The organism is Dactylosporangium darangshiense, from assembly GCF_039537565.1.
Classification (GTDB): domain Bacteria; phylum Actinomycetota; class Actinomycetes; order Mycobacteriales; family Micromonosporaceae; genus Dactylosporangium; species Dactylosporangium darangshiense.
In genome coordinates this window covers 210,802-231,350 of record NZ_BAABAT010000005.1, presented here as the reverse complement: position 1 = coordinate 231,350, position 20,549 = coordinate 210,802, and the positions used below count along the sequence as shown (strand labels likewise).

The window sequence follows — 20,549 nt, the reverse complement described above, 5'->3', positions numbered from 1 at the left end:
AGACTCCGGGGCATGCCTACGCCAGGGATCCGGCTCGGGGTCGACTTCGGCACCTCGAACACCGTCGCGGTGGTGCGGTGGCCGGACGGCCGGTCCCGGCCCCTGATCTTCGACGGCTCGCCCCTGCTGCCCTCGGCCGTCTACGCCGAGCCCGGCGGCGCGATCATCGTCGGCCGCGACGCGGTGCACAGCGCGCGGCTCGACCCGGCCCGCTTCGAGCCCAACCCGAAGCGGCGCATCGACGATGGTACGGTGCTGCTCGGCGACCGCGAGGTGCCGGTCAACGAGCTGATCGCCGCGGTGCTGCGCCGGGTCCGCGACGAGTGGGTGCGCACCGTCGGCGACGGCGTGCCCGACGTGACGGTGACCGTGCCCGCCTCGTGGGGCGCGACCCGGCGCCTGTCGATCGCCGACGCGGCCGCCGCGGCCGGGCTGGGCCGGGTGCGCCTGGTGCCCGAGCCGGTGGCCGCCGCCGCGTACTTCACCCAGGTCCTCGGCCATGACGTGCGGGTCGGCTCGGTCGTCGTGGTGTACGACTTCGGGGCGGGCACCTTCGACGCGAGCGTGGTCGCGCGCACCGCCGACGGCTTCGAGGCGCTCGCCGTCGACGGCCGCGACGACATCGGCGGCGTCGACCTGGACAACGCCGTCGTCTCGCACATCGGCACCCTCGTCGAGCCGCAGGCGCCGCAGGAGTGGGCGCGGCTGATGCACCCGCAGACCGTCGAGGACCGCCGGCACCGCCGCCTGCTGTTCGACGACGCGCGGGTGGCGAAGGAGCGCCTGTCGCGCCAGCCGGCGTCGGACATGACGATCCCGCTGCTCAACGTGGACGTACACCTGACGCGGGAAGAGCTCGAGCGCCTCGCCCTGCCGATGCTCAAGCAGACGGTGCGCGTGACCGAGGGCGTGATGCGCTGGGCGCAGCTGCCCGAGGACGTGGTCGCCGGCGTGTTCCTGGTCGGCGGGTCCAGCCGGATGCCGCTGGTGGCGACGCTGCTGCACCGCGAGCTGCACCGGGCGCCGGTCGCGATCGAGCAGCCAGAGCTGGTCGTCGCCGAGGGCAGCATGCTGGCCGGCTCGACGGCCGGCCCGGCCGGCGGCTCGCCCGCGCCCGGGCCGACGACCGGGGTGCTGCCCCAGGTGACCGGACTGTCCTGGCAGCCCGGCCCGCCTGCCTCGCCGGTGTCCCAGCCGATCTCCGCGCCCCCGGCCGAGGTCTTCACCATGCCCCCGTCCGGCGGCTTCGGCACGCCTCCCGTGTCCGCGCCCCCGGACGCCGGTGCCACGCCGGTGTGGCCCGAGAACCCGAGCCCGGTCTACCCCGTCTCGGCGCCCCCTCCGGTCTCCGCACCCCCGGCGCAGGTCTCCGCGCCCCCCGTGTCGGCGCCGCCCAACCGGCCTGCGAGCCCGGGGCGGGTGTTCGTGTCCGGCGGCGGGATTCCCGAGGCCTCGACGCGCTACGACGAGTTCGGCCAGGCGTTGCGCTACGACAGCCCGCCGCCGCCGATCAAGCCGGTCGCGCCTCCGCCCGTCCCACAGCAGCAGCGCGTCGCGCCGCCGAAGCCGCCGGTAAGCCAGCCGGCGGTGCCGGCGCGGCCGCCGCAGCGGGACACGAAGGTGTACGAGGGCACGCGCCCGCGCCGCAGCCCGGGCGCCCGGGCGATCCGGACCCTGCTCGTGCTCGTGCTGCTGGTCGTCACGCCGCTGGCGGCCGGGTGCGTGTCGTACCGCCTGACGACCGACCACTGGCCCGAGCCGGTCGCGAGCTGGCTCGACTCCGGCAACCCGTGAGTGTGTCCCCGGTCACCCGCACCCGGGAACGTGAGTAGGATTCGCGCATGACGACGATCGACGGGCACGGCGGGGACCTGGCGCTGGCGGCGTTGCGCGGGTTCGGGGTCACCGAGATGTTCACGCTCTCCGGCGGCCACGTCTTCCCGCTGTACGACGCGGCGAAGAGGGCCGGCGTGCGCATCGTCGACGTGCGGCACGAGCAGTCCGCGGTGTTCGCCGCCGAGGCGGTCGCGAAGCTGCAGCGCCGCCCGGGCCTGGCCGTGCTCACCGCCGGGCCGGGCGTGACCAACGGCGTGTCCGGCCTGACCAGCGCGATGTTCAACGGCGCGCCGGTGATCGTGCTCGGCGGACGGGCGCCGCAGTTCCGCTGGGGCTCCGGCAGCCTGCAGGAGATGGACCACCTGCCCGTCGTGCGGGCCGTTACCAAGCACGCCGAGACGATCTTCGCCACCGACGAGGTCTACGCGCGGATGCGTGCCGCGGCCCTGACCGCGCTCACCCCGCACCGCGGGCCGGTCTTCGTCGACCTGCCGCTCGAGGTGGTCTTCTCGACCGCGGACGGCATCGTGGAAGAGCCTTCCGTTGTGGTACCGCTGGAGGAACCCGATTCGGACGAGGTCCACCGCGCCGTCCGCCTCCTGGCCGCGGCGCAGCGGCCCGTCATCGTCGCCGGATCCGACGTCTGGGCCGGCGACGCCACCGCCGCGCTGCGGGAGGCCGCCGAGGCGCTGCGCATCCCGGTCTTCGCCAACGGCATGGGGCGCGGCACGCTGCCGCCCGGCCACCCGCTCGCCTTCGCGCGGGCGCGCAAGCCCGCGTTCGGCGGCGCCGACGTCGTCGCGGTCATCGGCACCCCGCTGGACTTCCGGCTCGGCTTCGGCGACTTCGGCGGCGCACAGGTCGTGCACGTCACCGACGCGGCCGCGCAGAAGGCCGGGCACGTCGCGCCGGCCGCCGCGCCCGCGGGCGACCTGCGGCTGATCCTGTCGGCCTTCGCGGCGTACGGCGGGCTGATCGCCGACCACGAGGAGTGGATCGCCACGCTGCGCGCCGCGGAGAACGCCGCCAAGGCGAAGGAGGCCGACGCGCTCGAGGCCGACACCGACCCGATCAAGCCCAGCCGCATCTACGGCGAGCTGCGCAAGGTCCTGGCCGAGGACGCGGTGACCATCGGCGACGGCGGGGACTTCGTCTCCTACGCCGGCAAGTACCTGGAGCCCGCCCGCCCCGGCACGTGGCTCGACCCGGGCCCGTACGGCTGCCTCGGCACCGGCATGGGCTACGCGATGGGCGCCAGGATCACGTACCCGGACCGCCAGATCTGCGTGCTCATGGGCGACGGCGCCGCCGGGTTCTCGCTCATGGACGTCGAGTCGCTCGTACGCCAGCAATTGCCCGTCGTGATCGTCGTCGGCAACAACGGCATCTGGGGCCTGGAGAAGCACCCGATGCGCCAGATCTACGGCTACGACCTGGCGGCCGACCTGCAGCCCGGGCTGCGCTACGACGACGTGGTGAAGGCGCTCGGCGGCGCGGGCGAGACGGTGGAGAAGCCCGGGGACCTGGCGGGGGCGCTGGGGCGCGCGTTCGCGTCCGGCGTGCCGTACCTGGTGAATGTGCTCACCGATCCGGAGGACGCCTACCCCCGCTCGTCGAACCTGGCCTGAGCCACCTTGTGGGTGGGCTGGCCGGTGTTACCTCGTGGGTGTGGGTGTACGTCGTGTAGCTGGTGCTTGCGGGCTTTACTCGAGGCCCAGCAGGCGGGGTAGTTCGCCGATCGAGCCGATGACCTCGTTGGCGCCGGCGGCCTGCAGCGCCGCCCGGTCGCCCGCGCCGGTGAGGACGCCGACGAGCAGGCCCGCGCCCGCGCGCTGGCCGGCGATGAGGTCCAGCGGCGTGTCGCCGACGACGAGCATCCGGCGCACGTCCTCGACGCCGAGCTTGAGCGCCGAGACGAGCATGAAGTCGGGGAACGGCCGGCCGCGCCCCGCGTCGGCGGGGGAGAGCACCAGGTCGACCTGCCCCCACCAGCCGAGCGCGTCGATGATCGCCTCCTGCGTGGCGCGGGCGAACCCGGTCGTCAGCGCCACCTTGATCCCGTTGGCGCGCAGTGCTTTGATCGCCTCGATGGCGCCCGGGATCGGCAGCACGGCGCCCTCGTCGACGAGCAGCCCGTAAGCCTCCTCGAAGGTCTCGTTGGCGGCCTGTGCGCGCGCCTCGTCGCCGTCCAGCAGCAGCCGGAACACTTCGATCCGGCTCTGCCCCATCGTCTTGCGCACGACGGCGAGCATGCGCTCGTGTTGCGGGGTGCCCGGTGCCACGCCCTCTCCGGCGAAGGCCACCGTGAAGGCCTGCTCGACCAGGCCGTCATCACGCACCGTAGTGCCTGCCATGTCAATGCAGGCGAGTTGCCACGCGGTCATCCCGCGATGGGAGCATGGCCAGGAGACCGGAGAGTGAACGGCACAAAACCGTCAGAAGGCACCCGTTCAGCGCGGTGCACGGGTCCGCAAATCGGGCCGCGGTTGGGCCCCTTCGGCCCGCCGCGCCGACCGGCCGCTGTCCGCCCGCGACGCTGCCGCCGGCGGCATCCGCCCCCGTTCACGGCATCGCAGCCGCGCTTCCGCGCCGCCAAACGTAACCGAATGCATATCATTGACGTCGATATATTTCTTCTCGCTGGTTTCATTCGTCTTGTAGTTCGGTCACAGTCCGGGTTGTCAGGTCCCGGTTCGGGCGCAGCAGCCACCACGCGGCGGTCACCCAGAGCACCGTCAGGACGCCGCTGCCAAGGATGTCGGTCGGGTGGCGGTACCGCGCCAGCGGCACTCCGATCGCTACGAGCGCGCCGAATGCGAGTACCCACGCGACTCCTAGACCCGCGAGGGCCCATAGGCGCCCGGGCGCGCTCTCTGCTGCCCCCGCTCGCGGCCTTGCGTTGCCCCACCCGACCAGGAAGCGGCGCGGGGCGACCACCGCGTTGAGCTCGTCGGCGACGCCGCGGTCGAGCGACTCCATCGGCACCCATCGCACCCGCACGGCGACCACGAGGCAGCTGAACAGCAGCGCCGCCGCGCCGAAACCCGCCATGCGCCACAGGGCCGCCCGGTCGCTTCTCACGTTTGCCGTCATGCCCAAACTGGGGATGGACAGAACATGACCAACAGCGATCTCCTGAAGACGCTCACGCGGGTCGGCTTCGTCGGGTACGGCCTGCTGCACCTCGCCCTGGCCTGGGTCGCCGCGCAGATCGCGTTCGGCACCGGCGGCAAGGAGGGCGACCAGTCCGGCGCCTTCCGGAAGGTCGCCGAGCAGCCGTTCGGCGCCGTGTTGCTGTGGTTTGTCATCGTCTGCCTAATCGCTCTGGCAGTCTGGCAGGCCATCCTGGCCGCCTGGGGCCACCGCGAGTCACACGGCCGCGACCGCGCCTTCGAGCGCGTCGCGTCGGCGGCCCGGGTGATCATCTACGGCGCCCTGGCGTGGACGGCGGGCAAGGTGGTCGTCGGCGCCCCGTCCTCCAGCGCGCAGCAACAGCAGCAGGCCGCCGCCGGCATCATGGCCAAGCCCGCCGGGGAGTGGCTGGTCGCGCTGATCGGCATCGCCGTCCTCGGATTCGGCCTGGGCATGATCTGGTACGGCTGGAAGCGCAAGTTCGCCCGCAAACTGACCATCGGAGCCGGCCCACACGCCCGCTCGGCCGCGATGCGTGCGGGCCAGATCGGCTACATGGCGAAGGGCGTGGCGTTCGGCATCGTGGGATACCTACTGGTGGAGGCGGCGATCAAGAACGACCCGAGCAAGTCCCGCGGCCTGGACGCGGCATTGCACACCCTCGCCGCCCAGCCGTACGGCAAGTTCCTCCTCCTGGCCGTCGCCCTCGGCGTGGCCGCGTTCGGCGTCTACTGCTTCTTCCAGGCCCGGTACCGCAAGGTCGGCACATGACCCGCCCCGCCTCCTCGCCGCCTCCCTCCAGCGCATCCGCGCACACGCCGCGCGTCCGCGCGTTCTCCCTCGCGTCCTACTCCCACGCATCCCTTCTCGCGCTTCGTTCGCGCGCGGTCTCCCTCGCGCCTCGCTTCCACGCGGCGTATTTCGCACTTTGCTTCCTCGGGCTTTGCTTCAGCGCGGCCTTCGTCGAGCCTCATTTCCGTGTGCCTGGCTTCCGCGCGCCTGGCTTCCGCGCGCTCGGCTCCGGCGCGCCTGGCGCCCGCGCGGTGCTGTTCTCGCCCGGCTCTCGCTGGGGCGCCCGCGCGGCGCGCTCCCGCGCGGCGCGCTCCCGCGCCTTCTCCTCCGAGATCGGCTTCCGCGGGGTGGACGTATGACGAAATCTGCAGTGATCGTCAACCCCTCGAAGGTCGCGGACCTCGACGGGCACCGCCGTGAGATCTACGACGCCCTGGCGGCCGCCGGATGGCCCGAGCCGCTGTGGCTACCCACCACGCCGGACGACCCCGGCCGCGGCATGGCCCGCGCGGCCGCGGCGGCCGGCGCGGAGGTGGTCCTCGTCTGCGGCGGCGACGGCACCGTGATGGCGGCCGCCGGCGAGCTGGCCGGCACCGACGTGGCGGTCGCCCTGGTCCCGTCCGGCACCGGCAACCTCCTCGCCGCGAACCTGGGCATCCCGCGCTCCGTCTCGGGCGCGGTCGCGACCGCCGTGTCGGGCGCCCGGAGGCGCATCGACGTCGGCGAGGTGGAGGGCGCGGGCGTCTTCACCGTGATGGCGGGCATGGGCTTCGACGCCGCGATGGTCGGCGAAGCCCAGGACGAGGCCAAGCGCCGCTACGGCGTGGCCGCGTACGTCGCGTCCGGCCTGCGCAATCTCACCCGCCGCCGCATCTCGGTGCGCATCCGCCTGCACACCGCGGACGGCCCGGAAACCGCGGACAGCGCGAACGGCATGCCAGGCGGCGCGGGGGCGGACCACGCGGCAAACCACGCAGGGGCGGACCAGGTCTCAGGCCCCACAGGGGCGGACGGTGCGACAGACCACGCGACGGGCCGTGCGGAGACGGGCCGCACGACAGGTCCCGCGGGCAAGCCGAGGTGGCTGCGCCGCGAGGCCCAGGCAGTGCTTGTCGCCAACGTGGGCCGGCTGCGGGGCGGCATCCCGCTGCTCCCCGACGCCGAGCCGGACGACGGCCTCCTCGACGTGGCGATTCTCACTCCGAGCCACCTGTCGGACTGGGTGCGGCTGGCCGGAGGCGTCATGCTGCACCGCGGCGGCGCGGCTCACGGCCTGGAGACGTTCCGCGTCCGCGCGGTGGAGATCGTCGCCGACCGCGAAGAACCGTGCGAGATCGACGGCGACGTCGTCGCGCCCGCGCGTCGCCTGGCCGCCCGCGTACGCCCGGGCGCGCTCATCGTCTGCGTCCCGCAGGCCTGACCGTTGCCCCGGCGCCGCCGGGGTGCCCGTCGCTCCTACGCGCCGGGGTTGTCGTCCTCCCGGCGTTTGAGGTCTTCCTCCCAGCGGCGCAGCAGCTCAGCGTCGTTGCGCGACTGGGCGGTGTCGATGCCTCGGAGGAACTCCGGATCGTCGTCCGGCGCCGTCACCCGCCGGCGGCTGCGGCCGCCTGCGACCACCCCCGCCCGCTGCTCGAGCGAGATAGGGCGGCCGGCGAAGAACCACGCGATCGGTCCGATGATCGGCAGGAGCAGGATCACCAGGAACCAGACGGGCCTGGGCAGCCCGCGGATGTCCTCGCGCTCCGAGGACAGGCAGTCGATCAGTGCGATCAGCGTTGCGACCAGCACGATCAAGAAGGGCAGTGCGCGTCCCATGGCGCCATCATGACTCAGCGAAGGGGGTCATGACATCAGCAACAGGGTGGCCATCGCGCAGTACAGCAGGATTAACGTGACCAGGGCGGGCAGCATTCGCCCGGCGGGGGTGGTGACGTCGCGGACGCGGCGGTGGGTGAGCCATACCGCGGCGGCCCAGACGAGCGCGACGGCGGCGAGGGCGGCGGCGGCCGGCAGCCCCTTCAGGTGTACCGCGGACAGGCGCGCAAGCAACAACGCGACCGCGGTGACGGAGACCAGCGTGCGCCGCCACGACAGCTGGGTCCGCTCGATCTGTGCGCCCGGGGGCGGCTGGGGCGCGCTCACAGCAGGGTGGCCACGAGCAGCGCGCCCGCGCCGATGGTGACGACGAGGGCGAGGATGGCCGGAAATCTCGACGGGGGCAGCGCCTCACCCAGCCGCATCGCCCGCTCGCTGCGGGCCCAGTGATCGACCGCGCGGATCGCGACGAGGCCCCCGAGCACGAGCAGTGATATCGCGATCACGTTCCGCAGTCGGTGCTCGGAGAGGAACTGCGCGACCGCGAGCCCGCCGCCGATCAGCGCGAGCGCGGTGCGCAGCCAGGCCAGGAACGTTCGTTCGTTGGCGAGCGAGAACCGGTAGTCGGGTGTGCTGCCGACCGAGCGGACCTCATCGGGATCGAACCAGAGCCGGACCGTCGACCACATCGACATGAAATGTCAGACCTCCTCAGTACAGTCGCCTCGTGTTCCGAACGACACTCGCCGGACTGCGTGCTCACAAGGTACGACTTGTGCTGACCGCGGTCGCCGTCATGATCGGTGTGGGATTCCTCGCCGGCACCCTGGTCTACGGCGACACCGCGCGGGCGGCGTTCTACGACGACCTCGCCCGGGCCGCCCGCAACGTCGACGCGTCGGCGGGCCCCGACCGGGTGCCCTTCGGCGACCGTAGCTCCGGGTTCGCCGAGACCACACGCCGGCTGCCGTTCGACGACCTCGGCACGGTCCGCGACACGCCCGGCGTGGCCCGCGCGGACGGGCGGATGGCCGAGCGGCTGTCGATGCTGGACGGGCAGGGACGCCTGATCGCCAACTTTGGCCGGGCCGGCTGGGCGGTGTCGACCGCGGGCGACGCCTCGCTGTCGATGTTCGACACGTCCGAGGGCCGCCTGCCACAGCGCGACGGCGAGATCGCGGTCGACGCGACCACGGCCGAGGCACACGGCTTCCGCGTCGGCGGCACCGTGTCCGTCGTCGGCCCCGGCGCCCGCCCGGTCGCGCTCACCCTCGTCGGCACGTTCGACCTGGGCGCCAACAAGCGCTTCGCCGGGCTCAGCGTCGCCGCGCTCACCCCCGCCGACATGCGCTCGATCGCCGGCGCCACCGGCTACGCCGAGATCGTCGCGATCGCCGCGCCCGGCGTCGGTGAGGACCAGCTCGCCGCGCGGATGCGCCAGCGCCTCGGCGGCGGCACCTACGTGCTGGACGGCGACGCGCTTCGGCGGGCCTATGCGGTGGCCGCGGCGAAGTACGTCGACGGCTTCCTCGTCGTGCTCTTCGCATTCGGCCTGGTCGCGCTCGCCGTGTCGGTGTTCGTCATCGCCAACACGTTCGCGATCCTGGTCGCCCAGCGGGTGCGGGAGCTGGCCCTGCTGCGCTGCGTCGGTGCGTCGCGCCGCCAGCTGTTCGGCTCGGTCGTGCTCGAGGCCCTCGTCGTCGGCATCGTGGCCTCCGCCGGCGGCCTGCTAGCCAGCGCCGGCGTGGGCTGGGTCCTGCTCGTGGGCCGCGACGCGCTTGGGCACGCGGTGCGCATCGACCGCCTCGTCGTCTCCCCGTTCACGGTCGTCCTCGGCCTCGCCGCGGGCACCCTGGCCACGCTGGCCGCCTCGCTGCTGCCGGCCCGGACCGCGAGCCGCGTCCCGCCGATGGCCGCGCTCAGCGCCGCGCCCCTGGAGGCGGCCGTGCCCGGCTATCGCCGCCGCCGGCTCTTCGCCGCCTGCGTGCTCGCCGGCGGCGGGGCCGCGTTCGTCGCCGCCGGCACCCGCGCGCCCGGCTTCCTCGGGGTGCCGGTCGTGTTCCTCGGCGCCATCGGGCTGTTCGGCGCCGCGGTGATCGCCGGCCCGTTCGTCATCGGCCGCCTCACCGCCTGGGCGGGCTGGCTGCCGGCCCGCCTCTTCGGCGCCCCCGCGCGCCTCGCGATCGAAGGCGCCCGCCGCAACCCCAAGCGCGTCGCCGCCACCACCGGCGCCCTCGCCGTCGGCCTGGCCCTCATGAGCCTCTTCGCCGTGCTCCTCGCCACCACGCGGGAGCAGTCCGAGCGCGAGCTCGACGAGAACTTCTCCGTCGACTACGTCGTGACCGGCGCGTTCGTCGCCGGCGCGCAGGCACCCGCGGTCCCGTCCGCGGTCGTCGACGCCCTGCGCGGCCGCCAGGAGTTCGCCGCAGTCGCGGGCTCCCGCAGCCGCGGCGCGCAGGTCGGCAGCCGCCGCGGCGAGGTCTGGGCGATGCAGCCCGGCGCCCTGGACACCGTGCTGCGCCCCGAGATCATGGCCGGCTCGGTCGCGGGCTTCGGCACCGGCGCCGCGGCCGTCAGGGGCCCGTTCGCCGACGCCGCGGGCCTCGCCGTCGGCTCCCGCCTCACCGTCCAGCCGCGCTCCGGCCCCCCGCTGTCGCTGCGCGTGGTCGCCCTTTACGACGACGCCCCCACGGCCGGCGAGGTCCTGATCGACTGGTCCGACTACGCCACCGCCTTCGGCGCCGCCGGACCCGACTCCGTCCTGGTCAAGGCCGCGGAAGGGGTGCCGGCAGAGACTTCCCGGGCCGCGGTCGACGATGCGGTACGTCAAGAGCCCCGCCTCCAGGTCGCCAGCCAGGCCGAGTGGCGCGCGAAGCTCACCGAGACCCTCGACCGCCAGCTGCTGGTCTTCTCGGCGCTGCTGGGCATGTCGATCGTGATCGCCCTGACCGGCATCGCCAACACGCTCGCCCTGTCCGTTCTCGAGCGCACCCGCGAGTCCGCCCTGCTGCGCGCCCTGGGCCTGTCCCGCGCCCAGCTGCGCGCGACGCTCATCCTCGAGGCGATGCTCATGTCGGCCGTGGGCGCCACGATCGGCACCGCCCTGGGCGTCCTGTCCGGCGCCGCGGCCGCCGTCGGCCTCATCCGCCAATACGGCCACGGCCACCCGGTCGTCCCCGTGGGCCAGCTCGCCCTGTACGCCGCCCTGGCCACGTGCGCCGCCGCGCTCGCCGCCCTACCGCCGGCCCGCCGCGCCACACGGACATCCGTCTCGGCCGCGATGGCCGCCGACTAGCCCGGTTGCCGGTGCTGGTGCCGGTGCCGGTGCTGGTGCTGGCCGGCCCGCCACACGGACGTCCGTCTCGGCCCGCGATGGCCGCCGACCAGCCCGCCGCCCGCAGCCCCCGACCGCAACCCCGCGCCGCCCGCGCGCTCGCCGGCCCGCGGACAGGCGTGGCGTCATCGGGCATCGCGTGCAGCCGGAGCTCGCGGATCGTGTCCGAAACGCACGCCTCGCGCGGGCGCCCGCACGCGCACAGGTGATCGTCCGGAGCCTCTCGCCTGCGGTGTGTGACCTTTTCCCCAGGTTCCCCAGCGTGCCGTGCGACGGCGGCGGACAGTGGCCGGCTCGGCTCGGTGACCAGGGATTTTTACGACATTTCGCCCAACCCTGCATCGAGAGTGCGCCGGCTTGGTGACACTTTTCACCGCCACGGCCAACCTACTGCCCAGTAACCTTTGGGAGGCATACCTGTACCGACTCGGGATGAGTCGTAACGTGGGGCGCAAGTCGCCAGCGACGGCGCGGTGACTGTCAAGCAGGAGGACCTCGGACCACGATGAAGATCGTCGTACTCGTCAAGCAGGTGCCGGACTCCGGCGCGGAGCGCAGCCTGCGCAGTGACGACAACACCGTCGACCGCGCGTCGGCGAACAATGTGATCAACGAGATGGACGAGTACGCCATCGAGGAGGCCCTGCGCCTCCAGGAGGCGCACGGCGGCGAGGTCGTCGTCCTGACCGCCGGCCCGGAGCGCGCGACGGAGTCGATCCGCAAGGCGCTGTCGATGGGCCCGGACTCGGCCGTCCACGTCGTCGACGACGCGCTGCACGGCTCGTGCGCCGTCGCCACCTCGAAGGTGCTCGCCGCGGCCATCGCACAGCAGAACGCCGACGTGATCCTGTGCGGCGCGGAGTCGACCGACGGCCGCGTCCAGGTCATGCCGCACATGATCGCCGAGCGCCTCGGCATCGCCGCCCTGACCGGCGCCCGGAAGCTCACCGTCGACGGCTCGCAGCTCACCATCGAGCGGCAGACCGACGAGGGTTTCGAGGTCGTCACCGCCGCCACCCCGGCGCTCGTGAGCGTCTGGGACACGATCAACGACCCGCGGTACCCCTCGTTCAAGGGGATCATGGCGGCCAAGAAGAAGCCCCTCCAGACGCTCTCGCTGTCGGACCTGGGCATCGCCGCCGCCGAGGTCGGCTTCGACGGCGCGACCAGCGCCGTCGTCGAGCACAGCAAGCGCCCGCCGCGCCAGGCCGGCAACAAGGTCGATGCGGGCGACGACGGCGGCGTGAAGCTCGTCGAGTACCTCGCCTCCGAGAAGTTCGTGTAAGGGGAGACGGAAACCATGGCTGAAGTTCTGGTCGTAGTCGAGGCCTCCTCGCAGGGCGTGGTCAAGAAGGTCACGCTCGAGATGCTCACCCTCGCCCGCACGCTGGGCGGGGACGTCTCCGCCGTCGTGCTCGGCGGCTCCGCCGAGGCGCTCACCGACAAGCTCGGCGAGTTCGGCGCGACGAAGGTCTACGCCGCCGCCGGCGACGACCTCGACGGGTACCTGGTCGCGCCGAAGGCCACGGTCCTGGCCGGCCTGATCCAGCGCGTCTCGCCGTCCGCGGTCCTGCTCGCCTCCACGCAGGAGGGCAAGGAGATCGCCGCCCGCGTCGCGGTCAAGCTCGACAACGGCGTGCTCACCGACGTCGTCGCGCTCGAGGCGGACGGCACCGCGACGCAGGTCGTGTTCGCCGGCTCCACGATCGTCAAGTCCAAGGTCACCAAGGGCCTGCCGATCGTGACCGTGCGCCCCAACTCGCTCACGCCCGCCCCCGCGCCGGCCACCCCGGTCGTCGAGGCGGTCGAGGTCGCCGTCGAGGACCGCGACAAGCTCGCAAAGGTCGTCGAGCGCAAGGTCGAGGCCAAGGGCGCCCGCCCGGAGCTCTCCGAGGCGTCCGTCGTCGTCTCCGGCGGCCGCGGCGTCGGCAGCGCCGACAACTTCAAGCTGGTCGAGGAGCTGGCCGACCTGCTCGGCGGCGCCGTCGGTGCCTCCCGCGCGGCCGTCGACTCCGGCTTCTACCCGCACCAGTTCCAGGTCGGCCAGACGGGCAAGACCGTCTCCCCGCAGCTGTACGTCGCCCTCGGCATCTCCGGCGCCATCCAGCACCGCGCCGGCATGCAGACCTCGAAGACCATCGTCGCGGTGAACAAGGACGCCGAGGCCCCGATCTTCGAGCTGGCCGACTTCGGCGTCGTCGGCGACCTCTTCAAGGTCATCCCGCAGGCCGCCGAGGAGATCCGCAAGCGCAAGTAGCCCCACCTGCTCCGCGAGGGCGCCCGCCGAACGTTCCGGCGGGCGCCCTTTTGCATCCGCCCACGGGAACGTTTGTTACGCGGCGACCTACGACAGCCGCCCTCGCAGCATGCTGCGCCCGGAAGGCCCGGCGTCGCCGTCGTGCGGTTCGACGGAGATTTCGATGATGTGGTACTGCGAAAGGTCCACTGTCGCCGGCACGGCCAGCGCCAGGTCGGGCCCGGCCCCCAGCACCCCGAGCGCCGCCACACGCTCACCCGGCCCGCTGTCGTCGATCAGCCAGGCTTCGTAGTCCGCCCCGATCTGCACCGGCATCCCGTCGGCCCGCACGACGATGCGCCGCTGCCCCCCGCTCGTACGCACACACGCATACCCCGACGCCCCGGCGGGCGCGCCCGGCAGCGCCTCCAGCCGTACCCGCGAATCCTGAGCCCGGCACTCGGCCGCCGCGTCCCCGCTCCCGCGCCCGCCCACGACGCGCACGCCCACCCCGGCCCCGGCAACAGCGGCCACGATCGCCGCCGCGGTCGCAACCGCGGCCGTGAGCCCCCATCCGTGCCCCCGAGCCGCACGCCCGCCCCCGCGCGCCCTTCTCGCGCCCGCGCCGTCATCGGCGACGTCGCGCCCATCCCGGACCTGGCCGATGTGCAGGGGCCGGTCTTGCACCCGGTCGGGTTGGAACACGCTGTACGGCAACGTATCCCGCTCATCGGCGGCCCCGAACGCGTCCCACTCGTGAGACGCCCCGAGCCGGGCGGTCGGCACGACATCGGCTGGGTCCTCCCCACCTGCCGCATCGTCGCCCGGGAGCGTCCCCCATGCATCGGCGTCCGGCCGCACGGCCCACGTTGCGTCGTTCGGCGGCGTCTCCCAGCCGGCCTCTCCGGACGGTGCGGTCCACGGCGTATCGCCCGGCGGCGCCTCCCAGCCGGTCTCTGCGGAGGGCGCGATCCACGGCGTATTGCCCGGCGGCGTCGCCCACGGCATCGCGTCCTCAGGCACGCCCGTGTCGCCCGGAGGCGTCCGCGCGTCATCGGGGCCGGCCGGCTCGCCGGTGCGGTGCGTGGACTCCGCGCCGGGGTCCGCCTGCTCGTCGCCGGCGCCGTCGGTCAGGCCCGGTCGCGGCGGCGGAGGGTCGGAGTGCAGCCCCACCGCCGGCGGCGGGTCGCCGCGCCCGGAGGCGGCCAGCTCCGCGCGGATGCGCCGCCATACGTGCTCCGGCGGCGGCGGGAGCTCGCGCAGCCGCTGCGTCTGCCGGCCGAGGCCTGCGACGTTGCGCAGCGAGTCCATGTCGGCGCGGCACTGGTCGCACGCGTCCAGGTGGCCGGTCTCGTGCTGGTCCAGGGCCTCCTCACCGAGCGCCAGGAGTACCAGCCGCTCGGGCTCCAGATGTGGCACCGTCCACCTCCCATCGGCTGCGTAGCCGCGCCATGCCGCGCCGCAGGTGGCTTTTCACGGTGCCCAGGGGCAGGCCGGTGAGGGCGGCGATCTGCGGGTGCGTCAGGTCGTCGTAGAAGGCCAACTCCAGCACGCGGCGCTGCTCGCCCGGCAGGCGGGCCATCTCGTCGGCCAGCACGAGGCGGTCCACGATGCGGTCCGGCGGCGCGTCGGCGGCTCCGTCGCGGGCCGGGGCGGCCATCCGGCGTACCGAATCGGCTATTCGGTCGTCCCGCGCGGAAGCACGGATCTGGTCGACGACCTTGCGCCGGGCGATGCCCAGCAGCCATCCGAGCAGCGAGCCGCGCGTCGCGTCGAACCCCTCGCGGCCCAGCCAGGCCGCCACGAACGTCGCCTGCGTGACGTCCTCGGCGTCGGCGACGCCCCCGACGCCGCGCAGCGCGAGGTGGAACACCGCGGGTCCGAACCGCTCGTACGCCATGCGCAGCGCGCGCTCGTCCCCGGCTCGGAACAGCTCGGTGAAGCCGTCCTCGCCGTCGTCGCCGTGCGGGTGCCCGGTGCTCACCGGTGCCGCCCGCCCGGATGCCGTGATCGCCACCATCGCACGGGCACGTCCTGAAGCTAGTGCAGTCGATTCGGTCCTTCCTGACCAAGCATTCGGCGCGCGGGGGCCGTGCGGACGCGCGTAGTGGGGTTTCCCATACGGCGGTTCCACCCCGGGTGGTGCCCCTTACCACCCGTGCGAAATTCTGCAGATTGCGAGAATCATGGGCGATGACAGGCAACCGTCACCGGCCGTGACCGCGCGACGGCCGGGCTTCCGGGCGCCGTCGCTGGGCATCAGGCGCGCGACCTCGATTGTTACGGATCGATGGGCCCGGCGCGTCCGCGCCGGTGAGGCGCGATCCGTCACGGGCGGTGCCTACGGCGTCGCAGCGGGCACCGTCGTTGCACGGGTGCGGCGGCGATCGCCCGCCCACCGGAGGGGAGTAAGGAGTGCCCGGCCGTTAGGCTTGGCCCCGATGCCCTACCTCGACCACGCCGCCACCACGCCGATGCTCCCGGAGGCGCTCGACGCCTACGTCGCCACGGCGCGCGAAGTCGGCAACGCCTCGTCGCTGCACGCCCCCGGCCGCCAGGCGCGCCGGCGGGTGGAGGAATCGCGCGAGCGGGTCGCCGCCGCGCTGGTGACCCGCCCGTCGGAGGTGATCTTCACCGGCGGCGGCACCGAGAGCGACAACCTGGCGGTAAAGGGCATCTTCTGGGCGCGCAGGGGCGCGGAAGCGCGCCGCAACCGGGTCGTGGCCAGCTCGGTCGAGCACCACGCCGTGCTCGACTCGGTGGCGTGGCTGGAGAGCCACGAGGGCGCCGCCGTCACCTGGCTGCCGGTCGACGCCTCCGGGCGGGTGCACCCGGAGGCGCTGGCCGAGGCCCTCGCGGCCGGCGACGTCGCCGTCGCCACCGCCATGTGGGCCAACAACGAGGTCGGCACCATCCAGCCCGTCGCCGTGCTGGCCGAGCTCGCCGCCCACGCGGGCGTGCCGTTCCACACCGACGCCGTGCAGGCCGTCGGCCAGGTGCCCGTCGACTTCGCCGCCAGCGGCGCGGCCGCCATGACCGTGAGTGGCCACAAGCTCGGCGGCCCGATCGGCGCGGGCGCCCTGCTGCTCGCCCGCGAGGTCGACTGCACCCCGCTGGCCCACGGCGGCGGCCAGGAGCGCGACGTACGCTCCGGCACCCTCGACGTGCCCGCCATCGTGGCCTTCGCGGTGGCTCTCGAGCTGTCCGTGAAGACGCAGCGCGAGTCCGCCGAGCGCATCGCCCGCCTACGCGACGCCCTGGTCGAACGCGTCCGCGCGGCGATACCGGAGGCGATCCTCAACGGCGACCCCGCCGACCGCCTCCCGGGCAACGCCCACTTCTCCTTCCCCGGCTGCGAGGGCGACGCGCTGCTGCTCCTCCTCGACGCGCAGGACATCGCGTGCTCGACCGGCTCGGCCTGCTCCGCAGGCGTGGCCCAGCCGTCGCACGTGCTCCTGGCGATGGGCGCCGACGACGCCCGGGCGCGCTCGTCGCTGCGCTTCACGCTCGGCCACACCTCGACGATGGAGGACGTGGACGCGCTGGTCGCCGCGCTGCCCGGCGCGGTCGAACGCGCACGCCGGGCCGCCACCAAGAGCCGCTGACCGCCCGCTGCCCACCAACCGCCTCCGCGCCCGCGCGTCCGCGCGCCACGGCCTCGCGACCGCGCGGAGTTCCTGTGCCCGAGCACCGGCGTCTCCGCGTCCGTGCCGGGCGCCCCGCCCCCGACGGATCGGGGCCTCCGTGGGGCCTCCGCGCGGTCTGGCAGGGCTTCTCGGTGTGCCATGTTCGGGCTGGTGAGCGCCTTTGGGAGCGCTACCACCAAGGAGGAGCGGCGGGTGACTTACTGATGAGGCAAGTCAACGGCGGCCGGTCGTCGGGGTGAAGCCCAATGGGTGAATTATCAACTACCTCGGCAGATATTGCCTGCTAGTGAGGCCGGGGATTTGGTAACGGCAATTCTTCGACGTTATTCCTGCCGCTCGAGTCGGCCGCTCACCCTATGTTTGCGCGGTGTCAGTCGTAACCCCTTCCGAGGATGAGGCCACGCAGGTCATTGCTGTTGTCGACCAATCATCGCCGGTATTCGTCGATGCGTCCGGTCGTCGCGGCAGGCGAATGAGAATCGTATTCAGCGTGCTCGGGGCCGCCACGCTCGTGTATGGGGCGCTCGTTGCCACGAGCCTTGTCGGCGGGCCGCTGAAGCCGCAGCAGCTGCTGCCGTTCCCGGACCTGGTGAACAATTTGCCGATGGTTGATCCGCAGCCGACCGCCGCCAAGCCGGGTGCGAAGAATATTCCGGGAGAGAATCGTCCGGTCGGCTCGGGCGCCAAAAAGATCAATACCGCGACGCCGACGGCGACGTCGACCACGGCGCCGGCCGTCGGGCCGACCAGCGCCGCGCCCACGCCCTAGCCGTCCGCGGACCCGACGAAGTCGCCGGTGGCGACGCCGCATCCGTCCGCGACGCCGGCGCCGTCGGCAACGCCCACGCCGGGTCAGACGCAGCCGCAGCCCGTGAACACCGAGGGGACTGTCGGCACCGCGCCACCGGGCGCGACGGCGGCCGCCATCGCGCTCGGTGAAGCCGCGCTCTTGCTGTCGCGCGCGACGCCGCTGGTCGGTGGCGTCCTGGTGCCAGGCGCGAGCGCGGGCTCGGTCGCGGCGTGAGCCACAGGCGGAAGACCGCGAAGAAGCGGTTCTCGTACACCCGCCTCGTCCTCGGCATCGTCCTGCTGAGCATGCTCGCGGGCGTGCTGTTCGTCGAGGCGTACGTGAACGCCGAGTTCCACCCCGACCACAGCGAGGGCGCCGGCCGCCAGACGCACGTGCCGCAGGAGGTCATCGACGGCGGCCCGATCATCGACACGCGCAACGGGGCCGTCCGCTCCTACAAGCTGCCCGCCAAGACGATCGCGCTCACCTTCGACGACGGGCCCGATCCGAAGTGGACGCCGCGCATCATGGCCGTCCTGCGGCGGCACAACGTCAACGCGACGTTCTTCGTCGTGGGCACCCAGGTGACCCGCCACGCGGACATCGTCGCCGACCTTGCCCGCGGGGGCGACGAGATCGGCATCCACAGCTTCACGCACCCGCGCCTGGATCGCTTGTCGCAGTGGCAGCGCGAGCTGGAGTACTCCCAGACGCAGCTCGCCGTCATCCGCGCGACCGGGAACAAGTCGGCGCTGCTGCGCCTGCCCTACTCGTCCAGCGCCGACGCCATCGACGACGCGAACTGGCCGCTGATCCAGGAGGCCGGGCGCCTCGGGTACCTGCCGATCATGACGGACACCGACAGCCGCGACTGGAGCCGCCCGGGCGTGGACGCGATCGTGCGCAATGCGACGCCCGCGGGCGACAACGGCTCCATCGTGCTCATGCACGACGCCGGCGGCGACCGCGAGGAGACCATCGCGGCGCTGGACCGCTTCATCCCGCTGATGCAGCAGCGCGGGTACACCTTCACGACCGTCTCCGGCGGCCTGGCCAAGGCGCTCGCGGGCCAGAACATCGCGGTCGAGGCGGCGGCCGGCGTGGCCGACAAGCGGCGCGCGGCCGCGCTCGTGACCGCCGTTTCGGTCGCCGACTGGATCATGCAGCTGCTCCGGATCCTGTTCCTCATCGTCGGGATCCTCACGGCCGGGCGCACGGGGGTGCTGTTCCTGCTCGCGAGCCGACACGCCAGGAAACGCCGCGCGAAAACGTGGCGGTGGGGGCCGCCCGTCGAGGAGCCCGTGTCGGTCATCGTGCCCGCCTACAACGAGAAGGAGGGCATCGAGGCCGCGGTGCGCTCCCTCGCCGGCGGCGACTACCCCGGCGGGATCGAGGTCGTGGTCGTCGACGACGGCTCGACCGACGGCACCGCGGCACTCGTCGAGGCGATGGCGCTGCCCAACGTGCGCGTCGTGTGCATCCCCAACGGCGGCAAGCCCAACGCGCTCAACGTCGGCGTCGCCCTGGCCACGCACGATCTGATCGTCATGGTCGACGGCGACACCGTCTTCGAGCCGGATTCGATCCGCCATCTCGTCCAGCCGTTCGCCGACCCCACCGTCGGCGCGGTCGCGGGCAACGTGAAGGTCGGCAACCGCAAGTCCCTCGTCGCGCGGTGGCAGCACATCGAGTACGTCATCGGCTTCAACCTCGACCGCCGCCTGTACGACCTGCTGCAGGTGATGCCGACGATCCCGGGCGCCATCGGTGCGTTCCGGCGCACGGCGCTCGCCGACATCGGCGGCATCAGCCACGACACACTGGCCGAGGACACCGACGCGACGATGGCGCTGTGCCGGAGCGGCTGGCGGGTGGTCTACGAGGAGCGCGCCCGCGCGTGGACGGAGGCGCCGAGCACCCTGCGACAGTTGTGGCTGCAGCGGTACCGCTGGAGCTACGGCACCATGCAGGCGATGTGGAAGCACCGGCGGTCCATCTTCCACAGCGGCCCGTCCGGGCGCTTCGGCCGCGTCGGGCTCCCGTTCATCGCGTTCTTCGGCATCGCGCTGCCGCTGCTGGCCCCGCTCATCGACATCCTCTTCGTGTACGGCCTGTTCTTCTTCAACTGGGAGATCACGACGATCGCGTGGCTGGCGATGCTCGGCATGCAGATGCTGACCGCGATCGTCGCGTTCCGCCTGGACAAGGAGCGCCTGCGTTCGCTGTGGGTGCTGCCGCTGCAGCAGTTCGTCTACCGCCAGCTCATGTACATCGTGCTGATCCAGTCGATGGGTACGGCGCTGACCGGCGCCCGGCTGCGCTGGCACAAGCTGCACCGGGCCGGCTCCGCGGGCGCGAGTGCACCGATCCCGGCCCAGCCGCCGTCGACGCCCGCCGCCACCCCCGCCTCCGCGCGCTCGGCAGCCTCGAGCGACAGCGGCTCCGACCCGGATGCCCGGGACGGAAGCCTCGGGAGCGGGTTCGACGATGGGCGAATCGGCGCTTCCGCGTGGTGGGACGAGGTCGAGCCGGCCGGTGGGCTGACGCGCGGCGTGGCGCGGGGGCCGCACGCGTCCGAGCCCGTGCACCGCTTCTCCGTGCCCGCGCACAGCGCGCCCGTGCCCGCGCACCGCCCGCCCGTGCCCGCGCACCGTGTCTCCGAGTCCGTGCACCGGGCGTCCGAGCCCGCGCACCGTACCTCCGAGTCCGTGCATCGCGCGTCCGAGCCCGCGCACCGCGTCTCCGTGCCCGCGCACCGCGTCTCCGAGTCCGAGCACTGCGCGCCCGTGCCCGCGCACCGCGTCTCCGAGTCCGAGCATCGCGCGTCCGAGCCCGCGCATCGCGCGTCCGAGCCCGTGCACCGCGCGTCCGAGCGCACCGCCGTGCTGTACGCGGTCTCTCGCACGAGACTGCTGCGCTCCACTGACGCCGATGCGGACGGGGAGGAGTTCTGAGTGGGCGGTACGT

At 73.3% G+C, this 20,549-nt stretch carries 19 protein-coding genes; 12 read left to right on the top strand and 7 right to left on the bottom strand.

What is annotated here, in order from left to right; genetic code table 11:
* The first annotated feature begins 12 nt into the window (after window positions 1–12).
* Together ABD901_RS13405 and ABD901_RS13400 are read left to right on the top strand one after the other, a co-directional pair.
* Window positions 13–1,794, top strand: coding sequence for an Hsp70 family protein (locus ABD901_RS13405; RefSeq protein WP_345125048.1), 1,782 nt, complete (start codon window positions 13–15; stop codon window positions 1,792–1,794).
* A gap of 47 nt (window positions 1,795–1,841) precedes the next feature.
* Complete coding sequence (locus ABD901_RS13400; protein WP_345125045.1) at window positions 1,842–3,464, top strand: acetolactate synthase; 1,623 nt, start codon at window positions 1,842–1,844, stop codon at window positions 3,462–3,464.
* A 75-nt stretch (window positions 3,465–3,539) separates the two neighbouring features.
* On the opposite strand, the gene ABD901_RS13395 is transcribed toward ABD901_RS13400, so the two are convergent.
* Together ABD901_RS13395 and ABD901_RS13390 are read right to left on the bottom strand one after the other, a co-directional pair.
* The gene (locus ABD901_RS13395; protein WP_345125042.1) at window positions 3,540–4,220 is read right to left on the bottom strand and encodes a phosphonatase-like hydrolase; all 681 of its coding nucleotides are present in this window, start codon (window positions 4,218–4,220) and stop codon (window positions 3,540–3,542) included.
* 262 nt (window positions 4,221–4,482) lie between these two features.
* Window positions 4,483–4,917, bottom strand: a complete 435-nt coding sequence (locus ABD901_RS13390) for a hypothetical protein (RefSeq protein WP_345125039.1) — start codon at window positions 4,915–4,917, stop codon at window positions 4,483–4,485.
* Window positions 4,918–4,953: 36 nt separating this feature from the next.
* On the opposite strand from ABD901_RS13390, the gene ABD901_RS13385 reads away from it, so the two are divergent.
* From ABD901_RS13385 to ABD901_RS13375, 3 genes are read left to right on the top strand one after another with little or no spacing between them, the layout of a single operon-like run.
* On the top strand, window positions 4,954–5,739 hold the full coding sequence (locus ABD901_RS13385) for a DUF1206 domain-containing protein (protein WP_345125035.1): 786 nt from the start codon (window positions 4,954–4,956) through the stop codon (window positions 5,737–5,739).
* Window positions 5,736–6,119, top strand: coding sequence for a hypothetical protein (locus ABD901_RS13380; RefSeq protein ID WP_345125032.1), 384 nt, complete (start codon window positions 5,736–5,738; stop codon window positions 6,117–6,119). The genes ABD901_RS13385 and ABD901_RS13380 overlap by 4 nt, the downstream gene beginning before the upstream one ends.
* Window positions 6,116–7,180, top strand: a complete 1,065-nt coding sequence (locus tag ABD901_RS13375; RefSeq protein WP_345125029.1) for a diacylglycerol/lipid kinase family protein — start codon at window positions 6,116–6,118, stop codon at window positions 7,178–7,180. The genes ABD901_RS13380 and ABD901_RS13375 overlap by 4 nt, the downstream gene beginning before the upstream one ends.
* Window positions 7,181–7,215: 35 nt before the next feature.
* On the opposite strand, the gene ABD901_RS13370 is transcribed toward ABD901_RS13375, so the two are convergent.
* Genes ABD901_RS13370 through ABD901_RS13360 form a run of 3 tightly spaced genes read right to left on the bottom strand, consistent with a single transcriptional unit; the run spans window position 7,216 to window position 8,264 of the window.
* Window positions 7,216–7,575 carry a PLD nuclease N-terminal domain-containing protein gene (locus tag ABD901_RS13370; RefSeq protein WP_345125026.1) on the bottom strand — a complete coding sequence of 120 codons (360 nt, stop codon included), beginning with the start codon at window positions 7,573–7,575 and terminating at the stop codon, window positions 7,216–7,218.
* Between the two features lie 27 nt (window positions 7,576–7,602).
* On the bottom strand, window positions 7,603–7,902 hold the full coding sequence (locus ABD901_RS13365; RefSeq protein WP_345125023.1) for a DUF202 domain-containing protein: 300 nt from the start codon (window positions 7,900–7,902) through the stop codon (window positions 7,603–7,605).
* Window positions 7,899–8,264 carry a YidH family protein gene (locus ABD901_RS13360; RefSeq protein WP_345125578.1) on the bottom strand — a complete coding sequence of 122 codons (366 nt, stop codon included), beginning with the start codon at window positions 8,262–8,264 and terminating at the stop codon, window positions 7,899–7,901. The genes ABD901_RS13365 and ABD901_RS13360 overlap by 4 nt, the downstream gene beginning before the upstream one ends.
* A 38-nt stretch (window positions 8,265–8,302) precedes the next feature.
* Between ABD901_RS13360 and ABD901_RS13355 the strand changes: the two genes are divergently transcribed.
* From ABD901_RS13355 to ABD901_RS13345, 3 genes are all read left to right on the top strand, one after another.
* Entirely contained in the window at window positions 8,303–10,870 is a 2,568-nt protein-coding gene (locus ABD901_RS13355; protein ID WP_345125021.1) for an ABC transporter permease, read from the top strand.
* Between the two features lie 544 nt (window positions 10,871–11,414).
* Window positions 11,415–12,194 (top strand): electron transfer flavoprotein subunit beta/FixA family protein, encoded by a 780-nt coding sequence (locus tag ABD901_RS13350; protein ID WP_345125018.1) that lies wholly within the window; start codon window positions 11,415–11,417, stop codon window positions 12,192–12,194.
* Window positions 12,195–12,209: 15 nt separating this feature from the next.
* On the top strand, window positions 12,210–13,166 hold the full coding sequence (locus ABD901_RS13345) for an electron transfer flavoprotein subunit alpha/FixB family protein (RefSeq protein WP_345125015.1): 957 nt from the start codon (window positions 12,210–12,212) through the stop codon (window positions 13,164–13,166).
* 87 nt (window positions 13,167–13,253) lie between these two features.
* On the opposite strand, the gene ABD901_RS13340 is transcribed toward ABD901_RS13345, so the two are convergent.
* Together ABD901_RS13340 and ABD901_RS13335 are read right to left on the bottom strand one after the other, a co-directional pair.
* The gene (locus tag ABD901_RS13340) at window positions 13,254–14,564 is read right to left on the bottom strand and encodes an anti-sigma factor domain-containing protein (protein ID WP_345125012.1); all 1,311 of its coding nucleotides are present in this window, start codon (window positions 14,562–14,564) and stop codon (window positions 13,254–13,256) included.
* A complete protein-coding gene (locus ABD901_RS13335; RefSeq protein ID WP_345125576.1) occupies window positions 14,518–15,045 on the bottom strand; it encodes an RNA polymerase sigma factor in 528 nt (175 codons plus the stop codon). The genes ABD901_RS13340 and ABD901_RS13335 overlap by 47 nt, the downstream gene beginning before the upstream one ends.
* Before the next feature lie 541 nt (window positions 15,046–15,586).
* Between ABD901_RS13335 and ABD901_RS13330 the strand changes: the two genes are divergently transcribed.
* From ABD901_RS13330 to ABD901_RS13315, 4 genes are all read left to right on the top strand, one after another.
* Window positions 15,587–16,750, top strand: a complete 1,164-nt coding sequence (locus tag ABD901_RS13330) for a cysteine desulfurase family protein (protein ID WP_345125008.1) — start codon at window positions 15,587–15,589, stop codon at window positions 16,748–16,750.
* Window positions 16,751–17,159: 409 nt separating this feature from the next.
* Complete coding sequence (locus ABD901_RS13325; protein ID WP_345125005.1) at window positions 17,160–17,561, top strand: hypothetical protein; 402 nt, start codon at window positions 17,160–17,162, stop codon at window positions 17,559–17,561.
* Window positions 17,562–17,588: 27 nt separating this feature from the next.
* Complete coding sequence (locus ABD901_RS13320) at window positions 17,589–17,816, top strand: hypothetical protein (protein ID WP_345125002.1); 228 nt, start codon at window positions 17,589–17,591, stop codon at window positions 17,814–17,816.
* The gene (locus ABD901_RS13315) at window positions 17,813–20,536 is read left to right on the top strand and encodes a glycosyltransferase (protein WP_345124999.1); all 2,724 of its coding nucleotides are present in this window, start codon (window positions 17,813–17,815) and stop codon (window positions 20,534–20,536) included. Before ABD901_RS13320 ends, ABD901_RS13315 begins: the two co-directional genes overlap by 4 nt.
* Window positions 20,537–20,549 lie beyond the last annotated feature (13 nt).

Coding starts and splice junctions, on each gene's coding strand:
- ABD901_RS13380 (WP_345125032.1), top strand. CDS start 5,736: ATGACCCGCCCCGCCTCCTCGCCGCCTCCCTCCAGCGCATCCGCGCAC.
- ABD901_RS13350 (WP_345125018.1), top strand. CDS start 11,415: ATGAAGATCGTCGTACTCGTCAAGCAGGTGCCGGACTCCGGCGCGGAG.
- ABD901_RS13330 (WP_345125008.1), top strand. CDS start 15,587: ATGCCCTACCTCGACCACGCCGCCACCACGCCGATGCTCCCGGAGGCG.
- ABD901_RS13400 (WP_345125045.1), top strand. CDS start 1,842: ATGACGACGATCGACGGGCACGGCGGGGACCTGGCGCTGGCGGCGTTG.
- ABD901_RS13405 (WP_345125048.1), top strand. CDS start 13: ATGCCTACGCCAGGGATCCGGCTCGGGGTCGACTTCGGCACCTCGAAC.
- ABD901_RS13370 (WP_345125026.1), bottom strand. CDS start 7,575: ATGGGACGCGCACTGCCCTTCTTGATCGTGCTGGTCGCAACGCTGATC.
- ABD901_RS13360 (WP_345125578.1), bottom strand. CDS start 8,264: ATGTGGTCGACGGTCCGGCTCTGGTTCGATCCCGATGAGGTCCGCTCG.
- ABD901_RS13345 (WP_345125015.1), top strand. CDS start 12,210: ATGGCTGAAGTTCTGGTCGTAGTCGAGGCCTCCTCGCAGGGCGTGGTC.
- ABD901_RS13385 (WP_345125035.1), top strand. CDS start 4,954: ATGACCAACAGCGATCTCCTGAAGACGCTCACGCGGGTCGGCTTCGTC.
- ABD901_RS13375 (WP_345125029.1), top strand. CDS start 6,116: ATGACGAAATCTGCAGTGATCGTCAACCCCTCGAAGGTCGCGGACCTC.
- ABD901_RS13395 (WP_345125042.1), bottom strand. CDS start 4,220: ATGACCGCGTGGCAACTCGCCTGCATTGACATGGCAGGCACTACGGTG.
- ABD901_RS13335 (WP_345125576.1), bottom strand. CDS start 15,045: ATGGCGTACGAGCGGTTCGGACCCGCGGTGTTCCACCTCGCGCTGCGC.